At 46.4% G+C, this 17,554-nt stretch carries 17 protein-coding genes; 5 read left to right on the top strand and 12 right to left on the bottom strand.

Annotated elements, in window-relative coordinates:
• Nucleotides 1–3: 3 nt before the first annotated feature.
• Entirely contained in the window at nt 4–921 is a 918-nt protein-coding gene (locus QVE09_RS23160; RefSeq protein WP_240768206.1) for an ABC transporter permease, read from the bottom strand.
• 355 nt (nt 922–1,276) lie between these two features.
• Nucleotides 1,277–2,080 (bottom strand): AraC family transcriptional regulator, encoded by an 804-nt coding sequence (locus tag QVE09_RS23165; protein WP_315938694.1) that lies wholly within the window; start codon nt 2,078–2,080, stop codon nt 1,277–1,279.
• Nucleotides 2,081–2,197: 117 nt separating this feature from the next.
• Here QVE09_RS23165 and QVE09_RS23170 point away from each other — a divergent pair, with 117 nt between their 5' ends.
• On the top strand, nt 2,198–3,421 hold the full coding sequence (locus tag QVE09_RS23170) for an MFS transporter (RefSeq protein WP_315938695.1): 1,224 nt from the start codon (nt 2,198–2,200) through the stop codon (nt 3,419–3,421).
• 78 nt (nt 3,422–3,499) lie between these two features.
• A complete protein-coding gene (locus QVE09_RS23175) occupies nt 3,500–4,282 on the top strand; it encodes an ABC transporter ATP-binding protein (protein WP_315938696.1) in 783 nt (260 codons plus the stop codon).
• Nucleotides 4,283–4,481: 199 nt separating this feature from the next.
• Here the strand turns inward: QVE09_RS23175 and QVE09_RS23180 are convergent, their stop codons facing one another.
• The 5 genes from QVE09_RS23180 to QVE09_RS23200 all read right to left on the bottom strand — a co-directional run bounded on the left by QVE09_RS23180 (nt 4,482) and on the right by QVE09_RS23200 (nt 9,371).
• Entirely contained in the window at nt 4,482–5,210 is a 729-nt protein-coding gene (locus QVE09_RS23180) for a class I SAM-dependent DNA methyltransferase (RefSeq protein ID WP_315938697.1), read from the bottom strand.
• Between the two features lie 154 nt (nt 5,211–5,364).
• The gene (locus QVE09_RS23185) at nt 5,365–6,660 is read right to left on the bottom strand and encodes a glycosyltransferase family 2 protein (protein WP_315938698.1); all 1,296 of its coding nucleotides are present in this window, start codon (nt 6,658–6,660) and stop codon (nt 5,365–5,367) included.
• A 159-nt stretch (nt 6,661–6,819) separates the two neighbouring features.
• Nucleotides 6,820–7,695 carry a diguanylate cyclase domain-containing protein gene (locus QVE09_RS23190; protein ID WP_315938757.1) on the bottom strand — a complete coding sequence of 292 codons (876 nt, stop codon included), beginning with the start codon at nt 7,693–7,695 and terminating at the stop codon, nt 6,820–6,822.
• A gap of 24 nt (nt 7,696–7,719) precedes the next feature.
• The gene (locus QVE09_RS23195; RefSeq protein ID WP_315938699.1) at nt 7,720–8,829 is read right to left on the bottom strand and encodes a glycosyl hydrolase family 8; all 1,110 of its coding nucleotides are present in this window, start codon (nt 8,827–8,829) and stop codon (nt 7,720–7,722) included.
• 101 nt (nt 8,830–8,930) lie between these two features.
• Nucleotides 8,931–9,371 (bottom strand): MarR family winged helix-turn-helix transcriptional regulator, encoded by a 441-nt coding sequence (locus QVE09_RS23200; RefSeq protein WP_315938758.1) that lies wholly within the window; start codon nt 9,369–9,371, stop codon nt 8,931–8,933.
• Nucleotides 9,372–9,594: 223 nt separating this feature from the next.
• Here QVE09_RS23200 and QVE09_RS23205 point away from each other — a divergent pair, with 223 nt between their 5' ends.
• Nucleotides 9,595–10,035 carry a GNAT family N-acetyltransferase gene (locus QVE09_RS23205; protein WP_315938700.1) on the top strand — a complete coding sequence of 147 codons (441 nt, stop codon included), beginning with the start codon at nt 9,595–9,597 and terminating at the stop codon, nt 10,033–10,035.
• A gap of 162 nt (nt 10,036–10,197) precedes the next feature.
• On the opposite strand, the gene rlmN is transcribed toward QVE09_RS23205, so the two are convergent.
• From rlmN to greA, 3 genes are all read right to left on the bottom strand, one after another.
• Nucleotides 10,198–11,292 carry a dual-specificity RNA methyltransferase RlmN gene (gene rlmN, locus QVE09_RS23210; protein ID WP_315938701.1) on the bottom strand — a complete coding sequence of 365 codons (1,095 nt, stop codon included), beginning with the start codon at nt 11,290–11,292 and terminating at the stop codon, nt 10,198–10,200.
• Between the two features lie 179 nt (nt 11,293–11,471).
• Nucleotides 11,472–12,827 (bottom strand): sodium-dependent transporter, encoded by a 1,356-nt coding sequence (locus QVE09_RS23215; protein ID WP_315938702.1) that lies wholly within the window; start codon nt 12,825–12,827, stop codon nt 11,472–11,474.
• A gap of 283 nt (nt 12,828–13,110) precedes the next feature.
• On the bottom strand, nt 13,111–13,587 hold the full coding sequence (gene greA, locus QVE09_RS23220; protein ID WP_062836673.1) for a transcription elongation factor GreA: 477 nt from the start codon (nt 13,585–13,587) through the stop codon (nt 13,111–13,113).
• A 292-nt stretch (nt 13,588–13,879) separates the two neighbouring features.
• Here greA and QVE09_RS23225 point away from each other — a divergent pair, with 292 nt between their 5' ends.
• Both QVE09_RS23225 and QVE09_RS23230 read left to right on the top strand, forming a co-directional pair.
• A complete protein-coding gene (locus tag QVE09_RS23225) occupies nt 13,880–14,749 on the top strand; it encodes an arylamine N-acetyltransferase family protein (RefSeq protein ID WP_397387087.1) in 870 nt (289 codons plus the stop codon).
• Nucleotides 14,750–14,911: 162 nt separating this feature from the next.
• The gene (locus tag QVE09_RS23230; RefSeq protein ID WP_315938704.1) at nt 14,912–15,595 is read left to right on the top strand and encodes a 4'-phosphopantetheinyl transferase family protein; all 684 of its coding nucleotides are present in this window, start codon (nt 14,912–14,914) and stop codon (nt 15,593–15,595) included.
• Nucleotides 15,596–15,774: 179 nt separating this feature from the next.
• On the opposite strand, the gene QVE09_RS23235 is transcribed toward QVE09_RS23230, so the two are convergent.
• Nucleotides 15,775–16,521, bottom strand: coding sequence for a Bax inhibitor-1/YccA family protein (locus QVE09_RS23235; RefSeq protein ID WP_091036514.1), 747 nt, complete (start codon nt 16,519–16,521; stop codon nt 15,775–15,777).
• A gap of 207 nt (nt 16,522–16,728) precedes the next feature.
• The gene (locus QVE09_RS23240; protein WP_076213814.1) at nt 16,729–17,085 is read right to left on the bottom strand and encodes a nucleotide excision repair endonuclease; all 357 of its coding nucleotides are present in this window, start codon (nt 17,083–17,085) and stop codon (nt 16,729–16,731) included.
• Between the last annotated feature and the right edge of the window lie 469 nt (nt 17,086–17,554).

A 17,554-nucleotide genomic window follows, 5' to 3' on the forward strand; every position in this document is an offset into this window, starting at 1 on the left:
GTCTTACCAGAGTGACATCTTGGTCAGGCGGCGGGTCATGGAATTGGCAGCAAACACAAGGACAAAGGTGATCACGGAGTTGAACAGGCCGACCGCTGTGGCGAAGCCGTAATTCTGGCCCTCAATCCCCATCCGGTATACATAGGTGGACAGGACATCTGCCGTTTCGTAGGTGGCTCCGTTGTAGAGCAGATATACTTTCTCGAAACCTACACTCATAATGCCGCCAAGCGACAGAAGCAGCAGAATGACAATGGTTGGTTTGATACTCGGAAGGGTCAGGTGCCATAGCTCCTGGAATTTGTTGACGCCATCAATTTTGCCGGAATCATACATCTCGGGGTCGATCCCCATAATGGCTGCAATGTAGATGATGGAGCTGAAGCCAAAGCTCTGCCAGATGTCGGAACTTGTGAAGATGGTACGGAACCAGCTGGCATCCATCATGAAATTCACTTTTTCCATGCCAAGACTCGCGATGAGGGTGTTCACAATACCGTCTGTTGGTGACAGGAAGTTAATAATCATGCCGGCTACAACGACAGTGGAGATGAAGTGAGGAAGGTACGTAACCGTCTGGGCAAATCGCTTGAATGTCCGGTTCTTGATCTCCACGATGCAGACAGCGAATAAAATTGGAATGGAGAAACCAAACAGGAGTGGCAGGAAGGCGAGCAGAAATGTGTTACGCAGCAGTCGCCAGAAGTAAATGGAATTCACAAACTGTTCGAACCAGCGCAGCCCCACCCACTCCCCGCTGAGCATGCCCTGCCCCGGCAAGAAATTACGAAATGCCAACAGCACGCCAGGCATCGGAAGGTACATGAAGATGAGGTAATACAGAAAGATAGGCGAAAACATCAGTAGCAAATACTTATCCCGTCTGATCAGGCTGAACAGCGTGGACATGCGTTTTTTCACGTGAAACACTCCCCTTCGCTACATAATTACAACGTTTGAATTTTTCAATAAAAAGAAACTGTCATTCCACTGACGTATTTGTTATTCATCTCATTCAAATTTTTTAACAACCTATATTAATCTGCATAATAACGAGATATTTACTTGAAATAGGCCTCCTCACACCGTATTTATGTCTTTTCAACACTTGCCATAACCATAATTACAACGTTGTAATTTCAACCTAAATGTATACGCTTACATAAACTTTTTCCCATCTTAGCAAAGTCTTCAATGTTTGGCAACAACAAAAATCAGTGTCATGTTGTAACGTACTAAAATACAGTCTCGCATATGCGAGACTGCCCGTTAAAATCTAAATGTGATTCCGATATTCCATCGGTGTCATAACATACACTCGCTGAAAGGCTCTGTAAAACTGGCTGACGCTGGAAAATCCCAGTTCATAACTGATTGTGGTCACTGAATCTGTTGTATGGCGAAGCCTCTTGGACGCTTCTTCTACGCGCAATTTCAGCAAATATTGATACGGTGTTGTTCCCGTAAGAGCTTTGAAAGAACGCATAAAATGATACCGGCTCTGATGCGCAACCATCGCCATCGAATCAATATCCATTGGGCTTGTATAGGCACTGTGAATGTAATCCAACACTCGTTGGAGATGAGGGTCAATGAATGTACCGTGATCCACAGTCCCTTTACCATTTTCCTGCCCCGTCAACGTGCGTCTTAGATACGTCTCGACCGCCAGCTCGGTTTCCTGCACTTGCAGCAAGTCGGGCACGTCATCCAACAAAATGGAATTCCAACTTCGAAACAGACTGCTGATCTCAGCAGGATCAAAAGTCTGGGTAGGTCGAAACTCAGCTCGCCCCCCATTTAACTCCGCACCTCCGAAACTGCTTAATGGCGGTTTACGGAACTTGATCACAATGACAGCCGAATCCGACCCTATCTCAAAATAATGCTCAGTCTGGGGATGAGCAATAATCCCTATCCCTGCTTTTAGCGGGTATGCATGCCGTTCCTGTACCAGATGACATTGACCTCTGACCGGCAGCGTTAGCTGATACCAGTCGTCATGTACATGCGGCTCATTTGCGAACCCTCCGGTAGCTTTCCATAATTCCAACCCATTTAGCGTCATGTTTAATTCCATCGTTTGCTCACCTGCAGACATTATAGCAAATCGTGCTCACTTTCCAAGCACTTTTCACAAAGACACGATCTGCTCACATCTTTTATCATAGAAAAAAATAATTCGAGGTGATCTCCCATGGCTCAGGCCACTTTAAGCAAAATGCAAATCAACTCCTCCGCCAATTGGGCACTTGCCGGAGTCAGCTTCGCCCATCTGCTGAATGATGCGATGCAGACAGTGGTTCCATCTGCTTTCCCACTATTCCAGCAGACCATGCAGCTCAGCTTCGCCCAGATGGGCTGGATTGCTTTCACCCTGAATATTACCGCATCCGTCCTTCAGCCACTGGTCGGTTATATGTCAGACCGCAAGCCCATGCCGATCCTGCTTCCCGGAGGCATGTTATTCTCCCTGATCGGTGTTCTCGGCTTAGCCTTGTCTTCCGAGTTATGGATGCTGCTTGTTTCGGCCGCATTGATTGGCATAGGCTCATCCATCCTGCACCCCGAGTCATCACGCGTGGCTCATATGGCAGCCGGCCGTGGACGCGGAATGGCGCAGTCGATCTTTCAGGTGGGAGGCAACACAGGACAGGCTATTGCTCCATTACTGGTCGCCTTCATCCTGCTGCCACATGGGCAGCGTAGTTTTCTATGGCTGATGGGCTTTGCCCTGATCGGTATCTTCATTCAGTCTTTGGTCAGTCGTTGGTACAGAGACAAACTTGCCGAGACTCGCATTCGTCAGCAACGACCTCTAAAATCAATCGGCGCAGAGCCAGCAGCTCGGCCTGTGAGCAGGGGATTCATCGCTTTTACAATGGGAATTCTCATCCTGCTGCTGTTCTCCAAATTCGTATATATTGCAGGCATGACCGGGTACTACGCCTTCTATTATGCCGATACATATGACTTGCCTCTCTCCCAGGCACAGATCTGTCTGTTTATTTTGCAATTTGCAGGCATGGTCGGAACCTTGCTTGGTGGACCACTCGCTGACCGATACGGACGCAAACCGATGATCTGGTTCTCCATTGCAGGCACTGCACCGTTTTCCCTGTTGCTACCTTATGCAGGGCCCGTCTTGTCCATGGTGTTGTGTGGAATGATTGGACTCATCCTGATGTCCGGTTTCAGCGTCATCATTGTTTATGCGCAGGAACTGCTTCCTCGTCATATTGGTACGGTATCCGGGTTATTTTTTGGCCTGTCGTTCGGAATGGCTGGACTTGGTTCGGTTGTGTTAGGTTCCTTAATTGACGTGACGAGCATTTCGTTTGTTATCAAGTTATGTTCGTTTTTGCCACTGCTTGGTGTGTGTGCTGTATTTCTACGCAAGGACCAACCAAGAACAGCGTGATAACCGTTGAAACCTCACTGATTTTGTGACTACAATACACCTAGGACACTCGAGGATAACAGGAGGGAGGAGTAACGCATGATTATTGATGTACAGCATGTCACTTGGAAAAGGGGACCTCTTACCCTGCTGAACGATGTAAGCTGGCAAGTTAATGATGGTGAACACTGGGCGTTGCTTGGCCTGAATGGCTCCGGCAAAACAACACTCCTGAACATGATCACCGGATATCTCTGGCCGACCGAAGGCAAGATATCCGTGTTAGGCCATGAATATGGGGATGTGGATCTGAGACAGCTTCGCAAATCCATTGGCTGGGTCAGTTCATCTCTGCAAGAGAAATTGTACGGTACGGATCGCACACAGTATGTCGTAATCAGTGGCAAACACGCCACCATTGGCCTGTATGACAAGCTGTCAGATGATGATCTGGATCAAGCAAAACAATTAATGCAAACGCTGGGCTGTCAGCACCTGTGGGATCGGGAATATCGTACCTGTTCTCAAGGCGAGAAACAGAAACTCCTTATTGCCCGAGCACTCATGGCCAATCCACGCGTACTCATTCTGGACGAGCCTTGCAATGGACTGGATCTGTTCTCAAGGGAGCGACTGCTGGACAGCATTCGTGAACTATCACATCGTCCAGATACCCCTTCGCTCATCTACGTCACCCATCATACCGAGGAAATATTGCCTGTCTTTAGTCACAGCCTCCTGCTTCGCCGAGGTGAAATAGTCCATAGTGGAATAACTAGCGAGCTGATGAACACCGAAGTGCTGAGTAACTTCTTCGAGGCACCCGTGGAAGTGGATCGGCACGGGGATCGTGTCTATGTCAGAGTAGCGGCGGATTCATAATTGCGGGGTTATACACAGCAAACGTAACATAGGTGAAGAAACTTAACAGTAAAAGCCCAATATCTTATCCACATGTGGATAGATTTCGGGCTTTTAACTGCTATATCTAGTGTTATCCACCGTTTTCTGTGTAGAACTTTCTAATTTATGAGTATAACTTAGTTATGTCCTTCTATTTATCTATATTCTTCTCCACGATCTATTTCCGGGCTGCCAGGAACAGAAACAATGGAATACGCTGCCTGCGCAGATAGGTTTCCTCGTTTACAAAATAAGCACGTTGTGGTGCTGACTCGCGCAAATGTTCTACACGGAATCCTGCCCGCTGCAATGCCATAAAGTAGGATTCAATGGAACGATGCATCTTTTTCACAGAACCGCCCAGCCACTGCTGCTCACGGAATCCTTCCACAAAATACTGATCAACCACCCAATCCGTTCGTGTCCCGGAAGGTTGCAGTGTGGACGTGATCACAGGATGTTCTACCGAGAATACAAATGTCCCATTCTCTTTTAACGTATTGTATATGTTGCAGAACAGGCTCTCCACATCCTCAATATAGTGAACAGCCAGTCTCGATATCACCAGATCGTACACTTCGGCCGGGTAGGTCCAATCTTCCATGAACGCTTGCTCAATCCGGGCATTCAATCCTTTTACGGATTTGTTGGCTGCCTGAATCATATTCACCGAACCTTCAATCCCCGTATACGTCGCACCTTCGCGCTCGCTACTCAGCAATTCTGCGGCGAACCTTGCATCTCCACAACCAAGGTCCAGTATGTTCTTGCCGGCAACATCTCCAATCAACTCCAGCATCACCGGCTTCTCCAATGTATCATTGGCGTTCTCCTGCCACTTGCGACGTTCCATATACTTCTCAAAGTTCGCCACATCATCGTAAAAATCCGATCCTCTGTCCTTCATTCCGTGACCCTCCATTTCGGATAAGCATACTTCCTATTTACAGCCTGTAAGAGTATACAGAATATGGATGGGTCTGGCTATAACAAAAAGGCTGTTTACTGATATTGACCAGCAAATAGCCTTTCTTCCTTACACTTAACCTATTTTTCGCCGCTTAGCCAAAACGTTCTGTTTTGTACCATTTGCTCTCGCGTTTCCGAATCTTGTCCATAATCAAGGAGTAAAATGCCTTGATCGAGATCAGGATGAACAGCTGTGCATACGTGAAGTAGGACACGCAGGCATAGATGAAATTACGGGTATTGCTCTGTCCAATATCTGCGGCAAGTGCCAGATTGATCTGTAACACGTAAATAAAGTACATAAGCGCCCAACCAATGACCAGGAACACATACGCATCACCGGCAAACTGGAACGGTGAACTTACATCTGGTTTAAATATGGCAATGACCTGATAGACCAGATTCACGAGAAATATAATATCCGATACAATGATCGCAAGCATAAACCAGAAGTAACTGACCGCATAATAGATGACCAGCAACTTATTACGCCAACTGGAGCGGTTAAACAGGTTATGGATATTATCCAGTACGACCTGATAGTTCCCCTTGGCCCAGCGTTCGCGCTGCTTCATGTATACACGAAGCTGTTCCGGCTCCTGCTGATAGGCTTCCGCTTGCGGCGCAAGCGCCACAAACTGTCCGCGATTCAAAATCTCGAATGATAGCGCAGTATCTTCTGTAATAGCTGTCACATCCCAGCCGCCAATCTCCCGGATCAACTCGGTTTTGATAATATAATTCGTTCCCGGGATGGAACCAAGCTGGAACAATTCCCACAGACCCGTGTGATACACACGTTGCGAAGTGATAATCTCCAGATTGATGCATTTGGAGAGGAAATTCTGTCCTCTGTTGCGTGCTTTGTTTCTGCCAAAAACCACGCCATATTGTTCAGGGTTCTCAAGCGATTTTTGCGTCAAAAACATTAATGAATTCCGTTCAGGTGCGGCATCTGCATCGAAGATGCAGATCCAGTCGCCCGTGGCAATTTCCAGTCCGTCATTTAATGCCCCGGACTTGCCACCGGTTCCTTTTCGCTCCATTACCGTCACATTGCGATGCCTATAACTGGTCTGACTGAGGAATGATCTCAGCTTCTCTGCGGTATCATCTGTACAGTTATCTGCGATCACGATGACCTGAACTTTATCCTCCGGATAATTCAGGCACAGAATATGCTCTACCGTCGCAACAATGACCAGACCCTCGTTATGCGCAGGTACCATGACCGTGACTGTTGGATAATGATCCATATTTTCAGGGATCTGAATCCCTTTTTTGTCCTGTTTATTAATAAAACGAATCGCACCTGCCATGATAACAATGGACTCGAATACGGCAATCCAGATGCTGAATATCGATAACAGCAGAATAAAATCAGTCAATTAATTTCCTCCGATCGTACTTGCGATTGACTTTTGACCGAAAACGAAGGGTAGCAATCGTTAGTAAAACGGTACATACGGCAAACATACAACTGACAGCGATACAGACAGGGATGAACCAGGACATATAATCCACAGCAAATCTCTCCTTCCTGTTCGTTAGATATATTCACCAATGAGATCCGTCTCTGTGTTCCGTTCCAGCGCCGCAATAACTGCATCGATATCCTTATACTTACTGAATTGTTCCTTGTGGAATACCAGCGCACCAGTTCGAATAACCGTCTGCAATTCATTTCCCCTTTTATCGATAATCTGCAGATCCATCATGGCTTTTTTGATCCGTTGTTTCAGAATGGGCATGTATTCCACATTGGTCATCGGGCAGATAATGACAAACCTTCCCCGATCCACAAAAAATTTATAATCCTCAAACCGAATCTGCTTCTGTATGGTAGTGGATAGTTCAAGAAGAAACTGTGCATAACGCACGGAACCGAGTGATTCCAATACCAACGGCAAAAACTCGATCTTGAACATCGCCATGCTGAAGCCATATTGCTCCGAATAACGTCTGGCCAGATTACTTTGCTTAACAAGTGTGTCCGCAAGGGCACCCTTATTACCCAGGGAGGTGTCCAGATCAATCTCCGGATTACGCCCCTTAAGCTCCTGCAGACGCTCTATGACACGCGCTCTACGCACAAGACTTGCCTTGATAAAGGCAGCCACAACCGCATTAGCCGGAATGAGCAACCACCATGAGAACGTAAGCACATTGACATCCGCGTAAGTAACAAGCCATACAAAATAAGCGACCAGATATATAAATCCGAGAACGACAGACACTCCGACAGGTATCACAAAACCCAGAATCAGCGTTACAAGCGACACGATGCTAAACACAAAATCCTGTGTGGTATAGCTCTGATTCATATAAATTTTAAGATAGACAGCGAGCTGCTGAATCACGGCTAATCCGATCAAACTGGCATATCCCCATGCAATACGACGGATGGGTGCTTTATTCCTCATCATAGGTTTATTCTCTCCAGTAGATTACTTCTTAAGTGAATTTTGTAATGCAGTCTCTCCAAGCAGAGGAAAAAGATTATCAAACAGATGTGTGTTTCCGCTAAATACATATCCACCTGGATAACGAGATTCCTGACCACGCAACGTAATCATATGGTTATACAACTGTTTGGCCCATTTTGGATCACCTGAACGTACAGCGAGTAAGATGGCGAGGCCATATACCGAAGAAGATTCATAAGAGACGGCAGGTGTGCGTAATTCTCGCTTATACTGCCCGGGCAGCTGATGCCGGGTATTGAACTCCTTTTTCAAAAAAGAAATGAGCTTGTCCGGTTTGCGATCGGTCACCGTTAGATGGTTCGCCACGATTAACTGGTCGATCAGATTCACTTTATTATCATACGTATATTTTTTACGGACCACATCGAAGGTCTTCGGATAGAACAATCCATCGTCTGGCATCCTCTTCAGCAACGCTTCGTACTTGGCATAAGTTCCCGGTTCCACCATCTGATGTTTTTCCATCAATTGCAGAGACGGGAGATCAACATAAACCAGGCTTAACGTATCTGTGGAGTGACCAGTCGCGAAATCGTGAAAATCAACATAATATCCTTTATTCTGAACCGATTGCGAAAGTGTACGGGATATTTCTGAAGCCGTTTTCAGTTTGGCTTCTCTTCCTTGTTCCCATTGATCTGCTGCCTTTAATAGGGCACCGACAATTCGAAAATCATCGCCAAGCGCGTTGGTGGTCACTTGAGATTTACCTTCAGCATCCAGCTTCCAGGCAATATATTTTTGCGGCATGAGGAAATAGGTCGTCAACAGTTTATAGCTTTCCTCGAATAACGCCTGATCATTCTTGGCTACAGCATATTGCATCCAAAGACCAAGTGACTCAGATAAAGCCTCTCTGCCTGCTACAATGTCCGCTCTCTCTGAGGTAGCATCTTGCAAATAGGACGCAAGTGTACCATTGGGATTGGTCATATGATCTTGGACAAAGGATACCGTAGGGGATGATTCATTCATCACGAACCGCTCCTTCACAAAAATAATTAACGCTGCCGTGATACTGACTGCCAATATGATCCACCACGTTAGCCTTTTCCGGTTTACCCGTTTCATGACTCCCTCCTGTACTGATGCTGCTCTGGCATAATGGCTCTTCTCCTTTAGATAGGTTCGGCTAGAGTCTGGGATGCTGGGGTCAAGGATCGTTCCTCTGTTCATTCCGAAATATCAATGTAGGGTCTTCGTCCACCCTTTTTGACAAATTTCCAGTCCACCTCGATATTATGGCGCATTCGACGGAGAAGCATAACCGCGGTCTCGATCTCTTCCTCAGTCAGACCATCCAGAGTCACCTGATCCGAATGCACACCCTCTTTACGAATAAATTGCCACGCTTCAAGCCCTGCCTCTGTTGGATATAACAACTTGTTCTTCTTATTATCTATTGCCGATTGTTTAACAATAAATCCATCGGATTCAAGTTTGCTAATCGCTCTGGCCGCCGTCGTGCGATCCACTTTGATCAGTTCAGCAAGCTGATTCGGAATAATACCCGGATTCTCACAGATTCGATACAGATATAGATATTGCCCACGGGACAGGTTCAGATGCTGAAACTCGACATTACTGATTGAATCCAGACAGCGGGCAATCATACCAATTTCACGCAGCACTTCTTTTTTCTCAGTCAACACATTCACGCCCCTATAAAATTGTTGCATTCGCAACATAATTGATGGTATAACTACAGTTGAATTGGTTTCAATTTTAGCTATATAACTTAAAGCATGTAAAATAACGAGATTCGTTCCAACTTCCTGTTATGTACCAGTTTATCACGTCAGGATAACATTACGATCACCCAAAGGAGAAACATTCATGAATACAACGATTGTTGAAGTTAAGAATCAGGAACTGCTTGATGCCTGTTTCGCCATTCGCACCGCTATTTTCGTCGAAGAACAAGGCGTGCCCGCAGCGGATGAATTCGATGCTTATGATACATTAGATGCGGAGGCGCGCCATATTCTGCTCTACGTAGACGGTGTACCTGCTGCTTCCTCCAGAATGCGCGTGGTGGAACAGGTCGCCAAATTGGAACGGATCTGTGTCATGCTCGATTACCGCAAACACGGCCTGGGCCGTGTGCTGATCGACAAGCTGGAGCAGATGGCTGTTGCTGATGGTCTTGAGAAAGCCAAGCTGCACGCACAGGTACAAGCTTCCGGGTTCTACGAACGTCTCGGATATACACCCGCATCGGAAGTATTTATGGAAGACGGCATTCCCCATCTGCTGATGACCAAAAAACTGAAATAATGACACTCCAAAAAAACGCCTCCTTATCACTTCTCAGTGATATACAGAGGCGTTTTGCATTCAGGCAACGCATTTGCGACCCAACAACGGTAAATGGCACGTAGAGGCACCCATTAGAGCAACCAAGTATCCTAACTTTACTTGCCAGCTCCGCGCTGTGGCTTATCCCAGTGCCAGACGGTCTGATTGGGATTCGGCAGCGTTGTTCTTTATTTGTTTACTGCGCAACTGTCCGCAGGCGGCATCGATATCCGTACCATGTTCCATACGTACAGTGGAGTTGATGTTGTTCTTTTTGAGCGTATCATAGAAGCCCAGAATCGATTCTTCTGTACTCCGTTGATACTGACTGTGCTCATCCACCGGGTTGTATGGGATCAGATTCACACTGACCATACTCTTGCGGCTGGACAACAGTTCAGCCAGTTCCGCAGCATGCTCACGTTGATCGTTAACGTCACGTAGCAGGATGTACTCAAACATGATGCGTTTGTTCGTTGTAGTCAAATAATAATCCACCGCATCCATCAATTGCTCGATTGGGAAAGCCCGGTTGATCTTCATGATGTGTGTACGCAGTTCATTATTAGGCGCATGCAGAGAGATCGCCAGATTAACCTGTAGACTGCTGTCTGCAAATTCCTTGATTTTGTCCGGAAGGCCACTCGTGGACACAGTAATCCGTTTGGCGGCAAGTGCCAGTCCTTTGCGATCCTTGATGACTTCGATGAAATCACTCATGTGCTGGAAGTTGTCGAATGGTTCGCCAATCCCCATCACAACCACGTTTGTTACCCGCTCATCTTGACCTGCTGCATCCAGATGTCGCTGCACATGCATAATCTGTTCCACAATCTCTCCAGCGGTCAGGTCACGGCTCTTCTTGATCAAACCGCTCGCACAGAAGCTGCAGCCAATATTACAGCCCACTTGTGTGGTCACACAGACGGTAAGTCCGTATTTTTGCCGCATCAATACCGTCTCAATCAGATTGCCGTCCTGCATCCGAAGCAGAAACTTCACGGTACCATCTGCCGATTCCTGCTTCACATGTTCGCTAAGAGAGTTCATTGTGAAGTGCTCGGAGAGCACATCCAGACATTCTTGACGGACATCGGACATTGCCGGAAAATCGTGTACACGCTCTTGATATAACCATTCCCAGATCCGGGAAGCACGGGATTTTTTCTGCCCATGCTCCGGTAGCCAGGAACGTAATTGCTCTAATGTTAATCCATATATGGATGATTTGTTCATTGTATAATCCTCTTTTCGCAAGAAAGCATATGGCTTATCGGTCCTACCCAAAAAACCTCTACTCCGTATTGTCCCAAAATTGACGAGGGAAAACAAGGGCTTTTGCATTTCTTCCAAGAGGTTTTATCCATGGTAAATCTGCACAACAGACCATATTTAACCCTATCGGGCCTTCACCATTAGAAGTGAATGATACCGGATGTGTGCAGTAGGACCAGCAGAACCAGGATCGGAGCTACGTAACGCAGCATGAACAGCCACACCCGGAACCATCCGGAACGCAGGCCGGAAGCTTCAGCAGCCGTTTTCCAGAAGTATCCGGCAAAAATCGTCACAAGCAGTCCACCTACAGGCAGCAGGATGTTGGATGCTACAAAGTCCATCCAGTCGAACACACTCTTCGATCCAATCGTCCATTCAGGCAGCAAGCCGAGCGATAATACCGAAGGAAGTCCCACGATGAAGACCGCTAGCGAAATAACCCATACCGCACGACTGCGGCTCCAGGACAAACGTTCCATGAAATATTTCACCGGAACTTCCAGCAAGGATACTGCTGACGTCAATGCCGCAATAGCCAATAGGATGAAGAACAGTCCGCCAAACAAGAAGCCAAGTGGCATCGCCGAGAAGGCCGCCGGAAGAGCCACGAAGATCAGTGACGGTCCTTGGTCTGGTGCAATACCAAACGAGAATGTTGTTGGGAAGATGATCAGGCCGGCAATGAATGCATAGATCAGGTCACCTGCACCAACAGCAACGGTTGCCGCACCGAGGGATTGATTTTTATCCACATACGAACCGTAGGTTACAAGAATACCCATCCCGAGTGACAGGGAGAAGAAGGCATGTCCAAGCGCCACCAGTGCGGATTCCGTTGTAAGCTGCGAGAAGTCCGGATTCAGGAAGAAGGACACCCCAGCTCCCGCACCCGGCAATGTAACTGCACGGATCATCAGGATAATGAGCAGCACCAGCATCGCCGGGATCAGAATTTTGTTGAACTTTTCGATTCCGTTTGATACTCCTTTGGCAACAATCCAGCCTGTGATCAGAACTGAAACCAGTTGCCATACAATCGGCATATAGCCACCTATGAAGGAATCGAACTGTCCGGCATAATCCGGATTGTTGAACAATGTGCCACTGAAGGAAGTCACTGCATATTGCAATGTCCAGCCCGCAATAATGACATAAAAGGACAGGATGATAAACGGCGTTAATACTTGCAACAATCCGGCTGCGAGCCAGCCCTTATGTCCACCTGCTTTAATAAAAGCCGTAGCTGCACTACCTCTGCCACTGCGACCAATCGCGAGTTCAGCCAGGAGCACTGGCAGACCGATGAGCAGCAAACAGACGATGAAGAGCAGGAAAAACGCAGCCCCTCCGTTCTCACCCGTAATGTACGGGAATTTCCACATGTTGCCCAGACCAACCGAACTACCAATGGCTGCCAGGATAAATCCAGCTTGGGAGAAACGTTCTCCTTTGCCAGCGTTGTCTTGATCTAGATTAGGCTTACTAAAATTCATCGTATCTACTCCATCACTTTAAAGTTTTCCCGTAATTATATACTACTCACCTTGTCAGGTCATTCGAAATTCGAAATTTGTCGAAATGTTATTTTTTTACATATAAAACACGCGGAAATCTTCATCTCATAAGTTCCCTAAACACAGTATGTGATAAAGTCCGATAGTCCAACCGTATGAAGTTTCAACAAATCCATATTCCCAACCGTTCAAAGCCCAATAGAATCAAAAAGAGGTGTCCCCTCAGCCACTTGGATGACTGCGGAGCACCTCTTATTTTGAATTACACTTTAATTTGAAGTAACTCGTACTTGATAACGCCCATTGGAGCATTGACATGAATGACGCTACCCACTTCTTTGCCCATCAATTCCTTGCCCAGCGGGCTCTCGTACGAAATTTTATTATCCGCAACATCGGCCTCGGCAGGACCAACCACTTTATATTCAATCTTCTCGGCGAACTCAATGTCATTAAGCAACACCGTCGATCCAATGCTCACTTTGTTGGAGTCTATATTGTCTGAAGAGATGACTCTTGCTTTCGTCAACATCTTCTCCAGAATCAAAATCCGTGTCTCCATAAAGGCCTGATCATCTTTGGCTGAATGATACTCACTATTTTCCTTCAGGTCACCGTAACTGATCGCGAGTTTCAGACGCTCAGCCAGTTCCTTACGCTTCACCGTCTTCAAATCCCTCAGTTCGTCCTCCAGCTTTTCCAAGCCTTCCTGTGTCAAAATCACTTCATCATTAGCCATTTTTCCATCTCCTAATCCTGCTATCTATCTATATTCTAACCTATATCCACTCCAAAGGGTTAGCATACCCCAGAAAAAGAAATAGCTCATCCATATATTGTATTTCAATGATGTAAAAACCATGTTTATCTCTTGAGATGATTTTCAAGGCTATCCTATGAATTGTACCGATACAATCTGCTCAACTGATGATGTTGTTTTCATCCGTTCACTTTTACAATGAACTCAGGGCAGCAGAAGTTTATAAAAATGTGGGCTGCAGCCCACTATATGACGTGAGGTGATCTGAATGATTGAACTATTGAATACAGCTGAAATACAGGCCTATCTGAAACGGATCGGCATAGATGATATAAAGAAACCCTCACTGGAATTCTTATTTGAACTCCAGCGAGCACATGTCCAATATTTATCCTGGCAAACGGTCGATATTTTTGCAGGTCGTCCTGCGGGAATCGGTCTTCAAGATTCAATTCAGCTTATATTACAGGGACGCAGCGGCTACTGCTTTCATCTAAATGGTGCATTTAGTGTTCTTCTCCGCTCGCTGGGTTATACGGTTGATTGGCATCGCGGGGGAGTACAGCCTCATGGTGAACAACCCCGTGTGAACTCATTCCATCTCGGTCTGTCTGTCCTTCTGCCGGATGCTGACCCGACAGTTGAGCGCTGGATTGTAGATGTAGGTCTCGGCGGAATGCCCTTTGAACCTCTGCCACTTCGTTATGGAACCTATGGTTCAGCTCCGTTCACATACCAATTGATGCCATCATCTGTTGCTGCTGAGGGATGGCGGCTTGAGTACGAGCCGAATGGGCCAAGTGAAGGAGTCGACTATGCTCCTGAAGCACTCTCCAGTCTGGAAGAGTTCATTCCCAAACATGATTTCTACAGTCGAGCGGTCGAATCACCTTGGCATAACGTATTTTTGCTTCGTCAGCGGAATGAGAACCGCAGTAATGAACTACGTGGATGTATACTCCGAACACATGATATCGAAGGAATCCGGAAAACGGAGACCAAGAATTATACCGAGTGGCGTGACGTATTAACTGAAATATTCTATGAACCCTTGGTGAATTACAGCGAACTGGAATGCCAAGATATGTGGGAGCGAGTGCAGTCTGCACACACGGAATGGAAACGAGTACAGGAAGCATGAGAGGGAGATGCAGAACCTGAGGCCTTAACATGAAAAGCGAGACAACCGGCTTGCTTGTTAGGGACATCCCTATAGTGATGATTTGGGAGGAAGAGTTGAGGGAACGTTCCATATAAAGGAAACTCGTTGATCCACGCCGAATATGTCCTCAGGTGATTAATGATGATAACTATTCGTGTGCTCCAAGTTCCAGAAGTATTGCCCGAGGCGTACTGGAACCATTTTCTGTCGCAAGTCTCTGCGGAGCGACGTGCTCAGGCTTCGCGTTTTGTGCATCAGGCTGACGCATATCGCTCCGTGCTGGGCGAGATATTGACTCGTGTGACTTTGAGCAAGTTAACTGGACTGAGACCTGCTGAGCTTTCTTTTACCCGTAATTCCTACGGCAAACCTTCGCTCAGTCACCATTCGGATGTACAATTCAACGTCTCCCATTCTGGTGATTGGATTGCTCTGATCTCCGGCGGTACAGATGAACTGGGCGTGGATGTGGAAAAAATAGCTCCCATTGACATGCAGATTGCAGAGCGTTTCTTCTCTCCTAAGGAGAGCCAGTTCTTGGCCGCCGAGCCTGACGATCGTCGGCTGGAAACCTTCTACCGTCTATGGACGCTGAAGGAAAGTTATATCAAGGCAGAGGGTATGGGCTTGTCCATACCACTGGATTCCTTCGCCATCCTGCCAGATGAGCGGAAGGATTGGCATTGCAAACAGGCCGAGACATATCTCTTTCTCAGTCAGCGACTGGATGATGGACATATGCTTGCGGCATGTTCGGCTGGGAAAGAGCTGCCGAGCCAACCCGAAATTTTAACCTTGGAGGATCTGTATACAGAGTTGGTATAAAGCGGTGCTAGGCTCAACGAGTCAATGATTTCTAACAAAACTTGTCACTCAGAGTAACAGGCCTCCATCAAGATGACCCCGGCTGATGTTAAAAAAAGCTAACGACGTGAGTATCACGCGTTAGCTTTTTAGCTTTAAATCCACAATCCGTTTACGTCTATCTGACGTATTGAATAGGACTAATCCCGGCTCCGCAATTTGCCAAGCAGACGGATGATCTCAATGTACAGCCATACCAGGGTAACCATCAATCCAAATGCACCGTACCACTCCATGTACTTGGGCGCACCACGTTCAGCACCACCCTCGATGAAGTCGAAATCAAGGACCAGATTGAGGGCAGCCACAATGACGATAACGACCGAAATACCAATGCCGATCAAGCTGTTATCATGCAGGTAAGGAATCGAAATGCCGAAGAAACTCAGTACAAAGCTCAGCAGATACATGATCATTATACCGCCGGTTGCAGCCACGACCCCAAGCTTGAAGTTCTCCGTAGCTTTGATCAATCTGGTTTTGTATGCCATCAGCAGGGCGATGAACACAGCCATGGTCAACAGGGCCGCCTGCAAAGTAATTCCGTTATACAGTGACTCATAGGTTGCTGAGAGTGCGCCCAGGAATAACCCTTCTGCCACGGCATAGACGGGTACCAGATAAGGTGCCGCTACGGGTTTGAACGAAATGACAAGTGCCAGAATGAAACCAACGATTAATCCGCCATAAGCGAGCGGCATCACTTGTTGTCCGTTAAAGAACATCATCCAGGTTGCAAATGCACTGCCCAGCAGGATCACAAGCGTAATAAACGCTTTGTTCACCGTGCCGTTGATCGTCATGTAATTCTGATACCGATCTTCTCCATATCCTCTGTTTTCAAACGTGCTGTCTTTAAGTGTAGGGTTACCGCTACGACCGATCAACACAATCACCTCTTCATATGTATTTGGTATATCTGTGATACTAAGCTTGGGCTTACTACGTTTCAATTCTACAAGCTACTCCCTTGAAAATATCGGGATGCCACCAGAAGGAATCGGATGCAATCCTTCGATTACATCCTTACCCACTGGCGCAACACTTAGGACATATGTCCCAGACATTGCATGTTCATGTGCTTTTTAAGCTTCTTATTTGTACAACACTTTGTCTACATTGTATTTCGCTCGCATCGTGTTAATGATATAGGTCTCGTAAATTTCACGATCTACTGGATCTTCAACCAGGCATACTTCAATCTTCGTTACTTCCTCGCGGTGATTCTTAATTGGTGATACCGTGTCTTCAAAATGCTTTTTGATACGTGGTCTTAATTTTCGTGCTTTCCCGACAAATAACAACTCTCCAGCGGCATTGTAAAACATGAAAATCCCGCCTAGTTCCCGGGTAATCAGGTGAAAATCAGTAAATCCATAAATGTGGCTAAGCTGTGGATCAACCTGCTTAGTGATGGTTACATCCGGTGTTGGCACGGTAATATTAATCAATAGGCTCACTTCCTCATTATCTATAGGTTTTCATCCTATCACATATTATAAAGGGACACCATTTCAATCTATATGAAGTACAATTCACGCAATTTTCGCTATTACGACAAATATTTCAAAAAAAAGGTTAACTTCCCTGATTCAAAGTGGTACTATAGGGGTATGAGGAAGAAATTGGGCACTGAGACATACGTCTTTATATCTACCTCCGTCTATTGTACCCTATGATTGAAACTCTTTTTCATGCTGAATTCTGTTACGTGATCACGACAAGAGTACAGTTAGCAAGAACACTAGCTTATAGATTGTGGATTCATCATCTAATCGACCCTTGCAGCAAGCAAACGTAGAAAAACCTAGATTCATGATTCACTGTAGATTTTAAGTATCACCTAGAAAGCCTGCAATTATAGTCGTACTGAAGTTAATAGACACACGTAGAAGGTCAGATAGCTATCGATCCTAGAGA

This window comes from Paenibacillus sp. ClWae2A (assembly GCF_032452295.1).
Lineage (GTDB): Bacteria > Bacillota > Bacilli > Paenibacillales > Paenibacillaceae > Paenibacillus.